Below are 14577 nucleotides of genomic sequence, written 5' to 3' on the forward strand. Positions count from 1 at the left end.
CGGGCGGCTCAGGAGAGCCCGAGGTCCTGGTCGATGAGGTCGAACAGCTCCTGGTTGCTGGCCACCCGCAGCCGGTCGGCCACCTCGGCGGTCTCCTGGCGACGTTCCTCGGCGGTGCCGAGCCGCTCGAGCAGGCTGTGCAGCCGCATCGTGATCCGCACCCGGCCGATGTCGTCCGGGTCGCGCAGCGCGAGGGCGCTCTCCAACTGGTCCAGCTCCGCCAGCGTCGGCAGCGCCTCCACCGACGCCTCGCTGAGCAGTTCGGCCCGCAGGTGCTCGGCCAACGCCTGCGGGGTCGGGTAGTCGAACACCACCGAGCTGGGCAGGCTCAGCCCGGTCGAGCGGGCCAGCCGGCCCCGCAGCTCCACGGCGGTGAGCGAGTCGAAGCCGAGGTCCCGGAAGGGCCGGCCGGCCTCCACGGCGTACGGGCTGTCGTGGCCGATGACCTCGCCGGCGGCGGTGCGGATGAGGTCCACCAGCAGCCGCGCCTGCTCGGCCGGCGACAGCTCGCCGAGCCGCTTGCGCAGTTCGCCGGCGACCTGGTCGCCGTCCTCGGCGTCGGCGCGCGCCGCCGCGGCCTGGGCGGCCACCTCGGCGATCTCGCTGATCAGCGGCCGGGGCCGGGCGGAGGCGAACACCGGCGCGAAGCGGTCCCAGGCGATGTCGGCGACGGTGAGGGCGGTGTCGTCGCCGTCGAGGCCGGCGCGCAGGGCGGCCATCGCCGGTTCCCGGTCGAGCAGGGACACCCCGCGTCGGCTCATGGCCGCCGCGTGCGCGTCGGTCACCATGCCGCCGCCGGCCCACGGTCCCCAGTTGACCGACAGGTGCCGGGGGCTCCCGGCCGGCCGGGACTGCGCCCAGGCGTCCAGGAAGGCGTTGCCGGCGGCGTACGCGCCGTGGTCGCCGACGCCCCAGACGGCCGCGATGGAGGAGAAGTGCACGACCAGGTCGAGCGGCTCCGGGTCGAGGAACTCGTCGAGGTGCCGGGCGCCGGCGATCTTGCCGGAGACGACGTCGGCGAGTTCCGCCTCGGTCACCGCGGCGACCGGGTTGAGCCGGCCCACCCCGGCGGCGTGCACCACGGCGTGCACGGTCTCGCCGTCGGCGCGCAGGGAGCGCACCAGCTCCGCGACCGCGTCCCGGTCGGCCAGGTCGCACGCCAGCACCCGCGCCTCGGCGCCGAGGGCGGCCAGTTCCGCCACCGCCTCGGCGGCCCCGGGGGCCGCCGCGCCGCGCCGGCTGACCAGCAGCAGCCGGCGCGCGCCGTGCCGGGCGAACCAGCCGGCGGCGTACCGGCCGACGGCGCCGGTGCCGCCGGTGACCAGGACGGTGTCCGGCGGCTGCCAGCCGGCCGGCGCCTCGGTGCGGGGCGCGCGGGCCAGCCGGCGCAGGTACGTCCCGGAGTCGCGTACCGCGAGCTGGTCCTCGTCGCCGGCGGCGGTGAGCGCCGCCAGGACTCCCTCGGCGGTGGCGGTGTCCAGCGTGGCGGGCAGGTCCAGCAGGCCACCCCAGTGCCGGGGGTGTTCCAGCGCGGTCACCAGGCCGAGGCCCCACGTGGTGGCCTGGGCGGGGCGGGCGACGGGGTCGTCGGCGCCGGTGGCGACGGCCTGCCGGGTGAGCAGCCACAGCGGCACCGGGGGCAGCGCGTCCGTGACCGCCTGCACGAGGGCGAGGTTCGCGGTCAGGCCCAGCGGCACGGCGGGGCGCTCGGGGTGCGGCCGCTCGTCGAGGGCGAGCAGCGACACGATCCGGGTGGGCGCGGCGCCGGCGAGCTGCCCGGCGAGCGCCGTCCGGTCGGTCGTGGCCGGGTCGACGGCGAGCTGCCGCACGGTGCCGCCCCGGGCGGTGACGAGCTCGGCGAGCCGGTCGACGACCGGCTGGTCCGTGCCGCTGTGGACCAGGGTCCACGTGCCGTCGGCGGCACCCGCGGCGAGGGCCTGCGGACGCCAGGTGATCCGGTAGCGCCAGCCGCCGGCGAGGGTGTCCTCCTGCTGCTGGCGCCGCCACCGGTCCAGGTCCGGCAGCAGTTCCCGCAGCGGCCGGTCCGCGTCGAGGCCGAGCCGGCCGGCGAGCGCGTCGCCGTCGCCCGACGCCACGGCCCGCCAGAACGCCGAGTCGACCTCGTCGTGGGTGGCGGTCGGGGTGCCCGTCGACGCCGCGTCGAGGGTCGGCCAGAACCGCTGGTGGGCGAACGCGTACGTGGGTAGGTCCACGGGGCCGGCGCCGGGCAGCAGCGCCGGGAAGCGTACGGGCACGCCGTGGCAGTGCAGCCGGGCCACCGCGCCGAGCAGGGTGGCCACCTCGTCCTGGCCGGGCCGCTGCACGCCGGTCACGACGACCGGGGCGTCCGCCGGCAGCGCGTCGGCGGTCAGGGCGGTCAGCACGGTGTCCGGCCCGATCTCCAGGAACCGGGTCACCCCGTGGGCGTGCAGGTGGGTGACGGTGTCGGCGAAGCGGACCGCCTCCCGGACGTGGCGCACCCAGTAGTCGGGGGTGCAGAGCTGCTCGGCGTCCACGACCGCGCCGGTCAGGTTCGACACCAGCGGCACCGTCGGCGGGGCGTACGACAGGGCCGCCGCCACGGCCGCGAACTCGGTGAGCATCGGCTCCATCAGCGGGCTGTGGAAGGCGTGGCTGACCCGCAGCCGCTTGGTGCGTACCCCGAGGTCGGCGAAGTGGGCCGCCAGCCCGGTCAGCGCGTCCTTGGCGCCGGCGACGACGACGGCGGCCGGCCCGTTCACGGCGGCGACGGCGACCTGTCCGGACGTGCCGTCCAGGGCCCGCAGCACGTCGACCTCGGGCGCGGCGACGGCAAGCATCCCGCCGCCGGCGGGCAGGGCCTGCATCAGCCGGCCCCGGTTGCCGACGAGCGCGCAGGCGTCGGCCAGGTCGAGCACCCCGGCGACGTGGGCCGCGCTGATCTCCCCGACGGAGTGCCCGGCCACGAAGTCGGGCCGGATCCCCCAGTGTTCGAGCAGCCGGAACAGCGCCACCTCGACGGCGAAGAGCCCGGCCTGGGTGAAGGCCGTCTGGTCGAGCAGGTCGGCCTCGGCGGTGCCGGGCTCGGCGAACAGCACCGGACGCAGCGGTCGCGGCAGGTACGCGTCCAGGTGCTGGCACGCCTCGTCGAGGGTCGCCGCGAAGACGGGGAACGTCTCGTACAGTCGGCGGCCCATCCCGGCGTGCTGGGCGCCCTGGCCGGAGAAGACCGCCGCCAGCGCGCCGCCGGGCTCGGCGACGCCCCGGGTGAGGCCGGGGTAATCCTGGCCGGCGGCGAGGGCCCGCAGGCCGGCGAGGGCGGCGTCGGCGTCGGCGGCGAGCAGCACCGCGCGGTGCCGCAGCGGGGACCGTCCGGTGGCCAGTGCCCGGGCCACGTCGGCGGCGGGCGTCGCGCTGCCCGGCAGCCAGTCGGCCAGCCGTGCCGCCTGGGCCCGCAGGCTGTCGGCGGTGTCGGCCGAGACGACCCAGGGCAGCACCGGCGGCCCGTCGGCCGGCCGGGGCGTGCCGGCGTCGGCCGTCGCGGCGGCGGGGGCCTGTTCGATGATGACGTGCACGTTGGTGCCGCTGACCCCGAACGACGACACGCCGGCCCGGCGCGGCCGGTCGACGTCCGGCCACGGCTGCGCCTCGGTCAGCAGCGCGACGGCGCCCGCCGACCAGTCCACGTGCGGCGACGGCTCGTCCACGTGCAGGGTGGGCGGCAGCAGGTCGTGCTGGAGCGCCAGCACCATCTTGATCACACCGGAGACGCCGGCGGCGGCCTGGGTGTGGCCGATGTTCGACTTGACGGAGCCGAGCCACAGCGGCCGGTCCGCGGGCCGGTCCCGCCCGTACGTGGCGAGCAGCGCCTGCGCCTCGATGGGGTCGCCGAGCCGGGTGCCGGTGCCGTGCCCGTCGACGGCGTCCACGTCGGCGGCGGTCAGCCGCGCGTTGGCCAGCGCCTGGCTGATCACCCGCTCCTGGGCCGGCCCGTTGGGTGCGGTCAGGCCGTTGCTGGCGCCGTCCTGGTTCATCGCCGAGCCGCGGACGACGGCCAGGATCCGCCGACCGTCACGCTGGGCGTCGGAGAGCCGCTGCAACATCACCAGGCCGACGCCCTCGCCCCAGCCGGTGCCGTCGGCGGCCCCGGCGAACGACTTGCACCGGCCGTCGAGGGCCAGCCCCCGCTGCCGGGCGAACTCCAGGAACGGGCCGGGGGTGGCCATCACCGTCACGCCGCCGGCGACCGCGACGTCGCACTCGCCCTGCCGCAGGGACTGGCAGGCCAGGTGCAGCGCCACCAGCGACGACGAGCAGGCGGTGTCGACGCTGACGGCGGGGCCCTGCAACCCGAAGTGGTACGCCAGCCGACCGCTGATGACGGCGGCGACGTTGCCGGTGGCCTGGTAGCCCTCGGTCTCGACGCGGGCGGCCATCAGCAGCGTCGCGTAGTCCTGGCCGTTGGTGCCGACGAAGACTCCGGTGTTGGTCTCCCGCATGTCGGCCGGCGCGGTGCCGGACCGCTCGAACAGCTCCCAGGCGCTCTCCAGCAGCACCCGCTGCTGCGGGTCCATCACCATCGCCTCGCGCGGAGAGATGCCGAACAGGGCGGCGTCGAAGCCGGCGGCATCGGTGAGGAAGCCGCCCTCCCGCACGTACGAGGTGCCGGGCCGGTCGGGATCGGGGTCGTAGATCGCCGCCAGGTCCCAGCCCCGGTCGGTCGGAAACTCCGCGATCCCGTCGCGTCCCTCGGCGACCAGTCGCCACAGGTCCTCGGGGCCGGCGACACCGCCGGGGTAGCGGCAGCTCATCGAGACGATGGCGATCGGCTCGTCCAGCGCGGTGGCGGCCTGCGTGGGCGCGGCCGTCGGGGCGTCGTCGCCGGTGATCCTGGTCGCCAGGTGCTCGGCGAGGGCGTCGGGCGTCGGACGGTCGAACACCAGGGTCGCGGGCAGGTTCAGCCCCACCGCCTCGGCGAGGCGGTTGCGCATCTCGACGGCGCTGAGCGAGTCGAAGCCGATCTCCCGGAACGACCGGTCCGCCGCGAGCGCCTGCGGCGAGGCCAGCCGCAGCACCGCCGCCGCGTGGACGCGTACGAGGTCGAGCAGGACCCGGCGGCGTTCCGGCGCGGCGAGGCCGGCCAGGCGGCCGCGCAGCGGGGAGGCCGCGTCGGGCGTGTCGCCCTCGCGCTGCCCGGCGGCGAGCAGCCGCGCCACCTCGGGGACGTCGGCGATCAGCGGCCGGGGGCGGGCCAGCGTGTAGGTCTGCAGGAACCGGTCCCAGGCGATGTCCGCCACGGTGAGGGTGGTGTCGCCGTCGTCGAGCGCCCCGGCCAGGACCGAGACCGCGAGGTCGGGACGCATGGCCCGTACGCCCGAGCGGAACATCTGGTCGGCGGCGCCCTCGGCGTCGACCATGCCGCCGCCGTCCCAGGCGCCCCAGGCGATGGCGGTGGCGGCCCGGCCGCGCCGTCGCCGGTCCTCGGCGAGCGCGTCGAGGAAGGCGTTGGCCGCGGCGTAGCCGCCCTGGTGCCCGCCGCCCCAGACGCCCGCCCCGGAGGAGAAGAGCACGAACGCCGACAGCCCGTCGCCGCACACCTCGTCGAGGTTGACCGCCCCGGCCACCTTGGCGCGCAGGGCGTCGGCGAGGTCGGCCACGTCGGTGGCCGCGACCGGTGCGGCGTGGGCGACGCCGGCGGTGTGGAACACGGCCCCGATGCGGGTGCCCTGCCCGGCCAGCCGCTCGACGAGGTCCCGCACGGCGGCGGGGTCGGCGACGTCGCAGGCGGCCACGGTGACGGTGGCGCCGGCGGCGCGCAGTTCGTCCGCCAGCTCGTCGGCGCCGGGCGTGGCGGGGCCCTGGCGGCCGGTCAGCACCAGTTCGCCGACGCCCTCGCGGGCCAGCCAGCGCGCGACCTGGGCCCCGATCGACCCGAGGCCGCCGGTGACCAGGACGGCGCCGCTCGCGGGACGCCAGTCCCCGGTCGCCGTGCGCTCGGCGCGGGCCCGGACCAGTCGCCGGGCGAACACCCCGGAGGGGCGCAGCGCCAACTGGTCCTCGGCGTCGACGCCGGCCAGCACCGCCACGAGCCGGGCCCGGTCCCGGGGGTCCGGCTCGGTGGGCAGGTCCAGCAGGCCGCCCCAGCGGTCCGGGTGTTCGAGGGCGACCACCCGGCCGAGGCCCCAGAGCATCGCCTGCCGGGGACGGTCGAGGGGATCGGCCCGGCCGGTGGAGACCGCGCCGGCGGTGGCGCACCACAGCGGCGCGGTGATCCCGGCGTCGCCGAGGGCCTGGACCAGGGCGTACGTGCCGGCGAGGCCCGCCGGCACGACCGGGTGGGTCGGGTGCGGCGCGTCGTCCAGGCCGAGCAGGGAGAGCACGCCGGCGACCGGTCCGCCGGTACGCGCGAGCCGGTCGGCCAGCGCCGGCCGGTCCGTCTCCGTCGCGTCGATCCGGACGACCTCGGCCCCGCCCTCGCCCAGCGCCCGGGCGGCACCGTCGACCAGGGGGTGGTCGGCGTCGGCCGCCGACACCACCAGCAGCCAGGTGCCCGAGAGGGTGGCCTCGGGCGCGACGGTCAGCGGCTTCCAGGTCACCCGGTACCGCCACGAGTCCACGGTGGACTCGTCGCGGCGGCGTCGGCGCCACGAGGAGAGCAGGGGCAGCGCGGGGTCGAGGGACCGGGCCGTGGTCTCGTCGATCCGCATCGCGGCGGCGAGCGCCTGCGGGTCGGCGCGTTCCACGGCCTCCCAGAAGTGCCGGTCCGCCTCGTCGGAGCCGGCGAGGGCGGGGGCGGTCGCCACCGGCGCCTGCGGCCAGTAGCGCTGGCGCTGGAAGGCGTACGTGGGCAGCTCCACCGGCGGGCCGGTGCGGGTGCCCAGGATCGCGGTCCAGTCCACGGGCACCCCGTGCACGTGCAGCCCGGCGAGGACCGCCAGCATGCGGTGCCAGCCGCCGGCTGCGGTGTCGTCGGCGGCCACCACGACGGCGTCGTCGGCGACGCTCTGCGCGGTCTCGCGGATGCCGGCGGCGAGCACGGGCTCGGGGGTGGCCTCGAGGAGGACCCGGTGGCCCTCGTCGAGCAGGGCGCGTACGACCGGGCCGGTGTCGACGGCGTCGGCCAGTTCCCGGTACCACCGGGCGGCGTCGAGGCCGTCGGTGTCGACCGTGCCGCCGGCCGTCGCCGAGTACAGCGGCACCTCGGCCGCCCGGAGGGTGATCCCGGCCAGCGCGTCCGGGCCGGCCTCGGCCCCGCCGCCGAGGGCGATCGTCCTCGCCGCGTCGTCCAGCGACAGCGCCCCGGCCACGCAGGCGGCAGCGACCTCGCCGTGGGCGTGTCCGAGCACGGCGGCGGGTCGTACGCCGAGCGAGCGCCACCAGCGGGCCAGCGAGACCGCCACGGCCCACCGGACGGCCCGCGTCACCCCGGGGTCGGCCGGGGTCGGGGCGCCGTCCGCGCCGCGCAGCACGGCGGTGAGCGACCAGTCCACCCAGGGCGCGAGGGCCGCCTCGCAGGCGGTGATCGCGGCCGCGAACTCCGGCGACCGGTCGAGCAGCTCGACCGTCGTGGCGGGCCACGGGTCGCCGTGGCCGGGGAAGACGAGGACCGGGTCGGCGCCGCGCAGCGCGACGCCGGTGACGGTGGCGGCGGTGGCCTCGCCGAGGTGCAACGACTCCAGGGCCCGCGTCAGGCCGACGGTGTCGCGGCCGAGGACGACGGCGCGGTGCCCGAACGTGGCCCGGGTGGTGACCAGGGCGTGCGCGACGTCGGCCGGCGCCAGCTCCGGGTGCGCCGCCAGGTGCGCGCCCAGCCGGGCCGCCTGGTCGCGCAGCGCCGGGGCGTCCACGGCGGAGAGCAGCAGGGGTACGACGCCGGCGCGCGGCCGGTCGGTGGACGGCGCGCCGACCGCCTCGGCGGGCGGCTGCTCGATGATCACGTGTGCGTTGGTGCCGGAGATGCCGAACGACGACACCGCCGCCCGACGCGGCCGGTCCACGGCCGGCCAGGGGGTGGGCTCGGTGGCGAGGGCGACCGCCCCGGCCGTCCAGTCGACGTGCGGGGAGGGCTCGTCCACGTGCAGGGTCGGCGGGACGAGGCCGTGCCGCATCGCCAGCACCATCTTGATCACACCGGCGACACCGGCGGCGGCCTGCGTGTGACCGATGTTCGACTTCACCGACCCCAGCAGCAGCGGCCGGTCCTGCGGACGCTCCTGCCCGTACGTGGCCAGCAACGCCTGCGCCTCGATCGGGTCACCGAGGGTGGTGCCGGTCCCGTGGGCCTCGACGGCGTCCACGTCGGCCGGGGTCAGGCGGGCGTTCGCGAGGGCCTGGTGGATCACCCGCTGCTGCGACGGACCGTTCGGCGCCGTCAAACCGTTCGACGCGCCGTCCTGGTTGACGGCCGTGCCGCGCAGGACGGCGTGGATGCGCCGGCCTTCGCGCTGCGCGTCCGACAGGCGCTGCACGAGCAGTACGCCGACGCCCTCGGACCAGCCGGTGCCGTCGGCCGACGCGGCGAACGACTTGCAGCGGCCGTCCTGCGACAGACCACGCTGCCGGGAGAACTCGATGAACGTGCCCGGCGTCGCCATCACGGTCACACCACCGGCCAGCGCGAGGTCGCACTCACCCGACCGCAGCGCCTGCGCGGCGAGATGCAGCGCAACCAGCGACGACGAGCACGCCGTGTCCACGGTGACCGCCGGGCCCTCCAGCCCGAACGTGTACGCGACCCGGCCGGACAGGACGCTGCCGGAGTTGCCGGTGCCGACGTAGCCCTCGACCTCGTCGGCCAGCTCCATCAGCTGGGAGGCGTAGTCGTGGTACATGACGCCGGCGAAGACACCGGTCCGGCTGCCCCGCAACCGCTGCGGGTCCATCCCGGCCGACTCGAACGACTCCCACGACGCCTCCAGCAGCAACCGCTGCTGCGGGTCCATGGCGAGGGCCTCGCGGGGCGAGATCCCGAAGAACGCGGGGTCGAACGCGCCGGCGTCGTACAGGAAGCCGCCGTGCCGGGTGTACGACGTGCCGGGGTGGTCGGGGTCGGGGTCGAACAGGCTCTCCAGGTCCCAGCCGCGGTCGGTGGGGAACTCCCCGATCCCCTCCCCGCCGGCGGCCAGCAGCGCCCACAGTTGGTCGGGCGTCTCGACGCCGCCGGGGTAGCGGCAGGCCATGCCGACGATGGCGAGCGGCTCGTCGACCCGGGTCGTGGTCCGCGCGCCCGGCGCGGCGGGACCGCCGGCGGCACCGGCCAGTTCGGCGTGCACGTGGGCGGCGAGCGCCTGGGGCGTCGGGTAGTCGAAGACCAGCGTCGAGGGCAGCCGCAGGCCGGTGGCTGCGTTCACGCGGTTGCGCAGGTCGACGGCGGTCAGCGAGTCGAAGCCCAGCTCGCGGAACGCCCGGTCGGCCGGCACGGCTTCCGCCCCGCCGTGCCCGAGCACCTGCGCGACGAGGCCGCGTACCAGCACGTCGAGCTGGGCGCGCGCCTCGTCGGTGCTCAGGCCGCCGATGCGGGTCGCCCAGGTGGTGCCCTGTCCCGCCTGGCGGCGGGTCGTGGTCGTGCCGACCAGGCTGCGGAGCATCGGCGGTACCAGGCCGGCGCCGGCGGCGGCCCGGAGGGCGACCAGGTCGATCACGGCGGGCACCAGGGTCGGCCGGTCGGCGGCCAGGGCGGCGTCGAACAGCCGCAGCCCGGTCTCGGCGCTCATCGCGGTGACGCCGCCCCGGGTCGATCGCGCCCGGTCCGCGTCGTCGAGGGAGGCGGCCATGCCGTCCGTGTCCCACATGCCCCAGGCGAGGCTGACGGCCGGCAGTCCGAGCTGCCGCCGGTATGCCGCCAGGGCGTCCAGGAACGCGTTACCCGCCGCGTACGCCGACTGACCCGGCGAACCCAACACCCCCGCCACCGACGAGAACACCACGAACAAGCCCAGATCAAGGCCCGCCGTCGCCTCGTGCAGGAACCAACCCGCCGACACCTTCGGCGCCAGCACCCCGGCAAGACGCTCCGCCGTCAGCCCTTCCACGACACCGTCGTCGAGGACACCGGCGGTGTGCACCACGCCCGCCAGACGACCCCCGTCGGAAACCTCGGCCACCAACGCGCCGACCTGGTCCCGGTCCGTCACGTCGCACGCGACCACCCGCACCGACGCGCCCAACGCCGACAACCGCTCCGACAGCTCACCCGCGCCCGCAGCCTCCGGACCACGCCGCGACACCAGCACCAGCGACCGCACGCCGTGCACCGACACCAGGTGCTCCGCCACCAGCGCGCCCAGCGCGCCCGTACCACCGGTCACCAGCACCGCACCGTCACCCACCACGGCACCGTCCGCCGACGACGGGGCGACCGCGCGCACCAGACGCGGCACGAACACCTCACCCGCACGCACCGCGACCTGACCACCGAACGCCACCGGCTCGTCGGCCACGGCGGTCAGCACACCCAGCAGCCCGGCATCCACGTCGCCGTCGACGTCCGCCAGGACGATGCGGCCCGGATGCTCCGACTGCGCCGAGCGCAGCAGACCCCAGACCGCCGCTGCGGCCAGGTCGGTGACCCGGTCTCCGTCCCCGACCGACACCGCGCCCCGGGTCACCACGACCAACCGCGAGTCCGCCAGCGCGTCGGCCGCCAGCCAGGACTGCACCGTCGCCAGCACGGCCGTGGTCGCCGCGCGTACCGCCTCAGGGTCGTTGCCGCGCCCGGCGTCCGGCGCGCCGGCGTGGTCGGGACGCTGTCCGCCGCCCGCCGGCACCAGCAGCAGGCGCGGCGACACGCCCGACGACCCGGCGGCCGCCTCGACGTCGGCGTACGCCGGCAGGTCCACGCCGACCGGCGAGCCCACCAGCGCCCACCCGGAGACGTCCCCGGCCGGGCTGACCTCCTGTGCCTGCCAGGCGACCTCGAACAGCGACCGGGCCGCCGCACCCGCCGCCGCCACGCCGGTCAGCTCCCGCAGCGCCAGGGAGTCCACCGACACCACGGCCGCACCCGACTCGTCGCACGCGACCAGCCGCACCGCAGAACCCGTACGCGACAACCGCACCCGCAACACCCGCGCACCCGAGGCGTACACCTGCACACCCTCGAACACGAACGGCACCCGCGGCCCACCCGAACCCTCCGCACCGGCCAACAACCCGATCGGATGCAGAGCGGCGTCCAGCAGCGCCGGATGCACCCCGAAGCCGGCCGTGTCACCGGCGACCTCGTCGGGCAACGCCACCTCGGCGAACACCTCGTCGCCACCGGCGGTCCACACCCGGCGCAGCCCCCGGAACACCGGCCCGTACGTCAGGCCGCGCTCGGCCAGCGCCGGATACCAGCCCGTGACGTCCACCTCGGACGCGCCAGCCGGCGGCCACTCCCCCACGCCCGGCTCGTCGGCCGACGCCGGTTCCAGCACACCCTCCGCGTGCCGGACCCACTCCGGGTCGACGGCCTCCTCCGGCTGCGAGTGCACGGTCACCGACCGGCTGCCCGCCTCGTCGGCCGCGCCCACACGCACCTGCACCCGCACCGCACCCGCCGACGGCAGCACCAGCGGCGCGGCCACGGTCAACTCCCGCACCCGCGACGCACCCACCTCGTCGCCCGCCCGCACCGCCAACTCCACCAGGGCGGCGCCCGGCACGATCACCACGCCGGAGACGGAGTGGTCGGCGAGCCAGGCGTGCGTCGACGTGGACAGGCGGCCGGTCAGCACCACCATGTCCTCGCCGGCCACGGAGACGGCAGCGCCGAGCAGCGGGTGCCCGGCCGCCCCGAGGCCCGCCCCGGAGACGTCCGTCCAGCGGCCCGCCGGTTCCAGCCAGTACCGCTGGTGCTGGAAGGCGTACGTCGGCAGGTCCAGGTGCCGGCCGCCGGCCCGGCCGAGCAGGTCCGCCCAGCCGACGGTCACACCGTGCACGTGCAGCGACGCGAGGGCCTCCAGGAGGGCCTGCGGCTCGGGCCGGTCGTGGCGCGACGCCGGCACCAGCAGGGGCGCATCGTCGTCCGCCCGCTCGGCGAGGCAGTTCTGCGCCATGGCCGTCAGGACGCCGTTCGGCCCCACCTCCAGGTAGGTGTCGACCTCCTCGGCGCGCAGGCAGTCGACGGCGTCGGCGAAGCGCACGGTGCCACGTACGTGGCGCACCCAGTAGCCCGGGTCGCAGAGCTGCTCGGCGTCGGCGACGCGGCCGGTCAGGTTCGACACGACCGGGATCGTCGGCGGCCGGAACGTCAGCCGCCCGGCGACGGCCGCGAACTCGGCCAGCATCGGGTCCATCCGGGCGCTGTGGAAGGCGTGGCTGACCCGCAGCCGGCGGGTCTGCACGCCCCGCTCCGACCACACCCGCTGCACCTCGTCGAGGGCCTCGACGTCGCCCGCGACCACCACGGCGGCGGGGCCGTTCACGGCGGCCACGTCCAGCCGGCCGGGCAGCCCGGCGAGGGGCGCGGCAACGGCGGCCTCGTCGGCGGCCACGGCGAGCATGCCGCCGCCGTCCGGCAGGGCCTGCATGAGCCGGCCGCGCGCGGCGACCAGCGCGCACGCGTCGGCCAGGGAGAGCACCCCCGCCACGTGCGCCGCCGCGATCTCGCCGATGGAGTGCCCGGCCACCAGGTCCGGCACCACCCCGAACGACTCGACCAGGCGGAACAGGGCCACCTCGACGGCGAACAGCCCCGCCTGGGTGAACACCGTCTGGTCCAGCAGCTCCGCCTCGGGCGTACCCGCCCCGGCGAACAGCACCTCGCGCAACGCGCGCGGCAGCAACGGGTCCAGGTGTCCGCACGCCTCGTCGAGGGCGGCGGCGAAGACCGGGAAGGCCGCGTACAGCTCACGGCCCATGCCGGCGCGCTGCGCGCCCTGGCCGGAGAAGAGGAAGGCCACCCGGCCGCGCGGGGCCGCCGCCGCGGTGGTGACGGTGCCGGTCGGCTCGCCGGTGGCGAGGGCCCGCAGCCCGGCGAGCAGGTCGTCCGCGTCACCGGCCAGGACGACCGCGCGGTGTTCGAGCCCCGCGCGGCTGACCGAGGAGACCGCGACGTCCACCGGACGCAGGGAGTCGACGCGGGCGAGGTGGTCGGCCCAGCGGCCGGCCTGCCCGGCGAGCGCCTCGGGCGTACGGGCGGAGAGGAACACCGGGGCGAGCGGGAGCGTGACCGGCGCGTCGGCGACGGGCGGGGCCTCGTCCGTGGACGGGGCGTCGTCGACGGGCGCCTCCTCCAGGATGACGTGTGCGTTCGTACCGCTGATGCCGAAGGACGACACGGCGGCCCGGCGCGGCCGGTCGGTGGCCGACCACGCCCGCGCCTCGGTCAGCAGCGAGACCTGCCCGGCGGACCAGTCGATGTGCGGGGACGGCTCGTCGACGTGCAGGGTGGCGGGCATGGTGCGGTGCCGGATCGCCTCGATCATCTTGATCAGCCCGGCGGCGCCGGCGGCGGCCTGGGTGTGGCCCAGGTTCGACTTGACCGAGCCCAGCCAGAGCGGCCCGCCGTCGCCCCGGTCCTGCCCGTACGTGGCCAGCAGCGCCTGCGCCTCGATGGGGTCGCCGAGGGTGGTGCCGGTGCCGTGCGCCTCGACCACGTCGACGTCGGCCGGCGAGAGCCGGGCGTTCGCGAGGGCCTGCCGGATGACCCGCTCCTGCGACGGGCCGTTCGGGGCGGTGAGCCCGCTGCTGGCGCCGTCCTGGTTGACGGCGCTGCCCCGGACCACGGCGAGGATGCGCCGGCCGTCGCGGCGGGCGTCGGAGAGCCGCTGCAACAGCAGTACCCCGACGCCCTCGGACCAGCCGGTGCCGTCGGCGGCGGCGGCGAACGACTTGCACCGGCCGTCCGAGGCCAGACCCCGCTGGCGGGAGAAGTCGGCGAAGGTGCCGGGGGTGGACATGACCGTGACGCCGCCGGCGAGCGCGAAGTCGCAGTCCCGCTGGCGCAGCGCCTGCGTGGCCAGGTGCACGGCGACCAGGGACGACGAGCACGCCGTGTCCACCGTGACGGCCGGGCCCTCCAGCCCGAAGGTGTACGCCACCCGCCCCGACACGACGCTGCCGGAGTTGCCGGTGCCGATGTAGCCCTCGACGCCGTCGGGCAGGTCCAGCACCCGCGACGCGTAGTCGTGGTACATCACCCCGGCGAACACGCCGGTCCGGCTGCCGCGCAGCCGCTGCGGGTCGATGCCGGCGTGTTCGAACGCCTCCCAGGACGTCTCCAGCAGCAGCCGCTGGTGCGGGTCCATGGCCAGCGCCTCGCGGGGGCTGATGCCGAAGAAGCCCGGGTCGAACTGCGGCGCGTCGTAGAGGAAGCCACCCTGGCTGCTCGTCGAAGTGCCCGGGTTGTCCGGGTCGACGTGGAAGAGCCGCTCCAGGTCCCAGCCCCGGTCGGTGGGGAATTCGCCCACGCCGTCGCCGCCCCGGTCGACGAGGTCCCACAGCTCGGCCGGGCTGGACACCCCGCCCGGGAACCGGCACGCCATGCCGATGACGGCCATCGGCTCGCGGTCCTTGGCCTCCACCTCGCGTACCCGCCGGCGCGCGTCGCGCAGGTCGGCAGTGGCACGCCGGAGGTAGTCGAGGAACTCTGCCTCAGTGGGCATCGGGCCACTC

The 14577-nt window shown here is 76.7% G+C and carries 1 protein-coding gene; it reads right to left on the reverse strand.

What is annotated here, in order from left to right; all coding sequences use genetic code 11:
* Positions 1–8: 8 nt before the first annotated feature.
* Positions 9–14567 carry a type I polyketide synthase gene (locus tag GA0070610_RS16025; protein ID WP_089000786.1) on the reverse strand — a complete coding sequence of 4853 codons (14559 nt, stop codon included), beginning with the start codon at positions 14565–14567 and terminating at the stop codon, positions 9–11.
* Between the last annotated feature and the right edge of the window lie 10 nt (positions 14568–14577).

The organism is Micromonospora echinofusca, from assembly GCF_900091445.1.
In the GTDB taxonomy this organism is placed as follows: Bacteria; Actinomycetota; Actinomycetes; order Mycobacteriales; family Micromonosporaceae; genus Micromonospora; species Micromonospora echinofusca.